General features: G+C 68.9%; 1 protein-coding gene. It reads left to right on the forward strand.

Going from position 1 to position 640, the window contains the following annotated elements:
* Positions 1-640, forward strand: a 640-nt coding sequence (locus tag ABEA43_RS67885) for a TCP-1/cpn60 chaperonin family protein (RefSeq protein ID WP_345581640.1), incomplete at both ends; no start/stop codon positions are given.

The following is a 640-nucleotide window of genomic DNA, read 5'->3' on the forward strand; positions in this document are numbered from 1 at the left end:
CCGGTGGTCAGGTCGTCTCCGAGGAGGTCGGTCTCAAGCTGGAGAACGCCACCCTCGACCTGCTCGGCCGCGCCCGCAAGGTCGTGGTGACCAAGGACGAGACCACGATCGTGGACGGCGCCGGTGACGCCGAGCAGATCTCCGGCCGGGTCAACGAGATCCGCGCCGAGATCGAGCGCACCGACTCCGACTACGACCGTGAGAAGCTCCAGGAGCGTCTGGCCAAGCTCGCCGGTGGTGTGGCGGTCATCAAGGCCGGCGCGGCGACCGAGGTGGAGCTGAAGGAGCGCAAGCACCGCATCGAGGACGCCGTGCGTAACGCCAAGGCGGCCGTCGAGGAGGGCATCGTGCCCGGCGGTGGCGTGGCGCTGCTGCAGGCCGGCGCCAAGGCGTTCGACAAGCTGGAGCTCTCGGGTGACGAGGCCACCGGTGCGGCGATCGTGAAGAAGGCTCTTGAGGAGCCGCTGAAGCAGATCGCCATCAACGCCGGCCTCGAAGGCGGCGTCGTGGTGGAGCGCGTTCGCAACCTCACCCCTGGTGAGGGCCTGAACGCCGCCACCGGCGAGTACGTCAACATGTTCGAAGCCGGCATCCTCGACCCGGCCAAGGTGACGCGCTCGGCGCTGCAGAACGCCGCTTC

Source organism: Nonomuraea rosea (assembly GCF_039539705.1).
Lineage (GTDB): Bacteria > Actinomycetota > Actinomycetes > Streptosporangiales > Streptosporangiaceae > Nonomuraea > Nonomuraea rosea.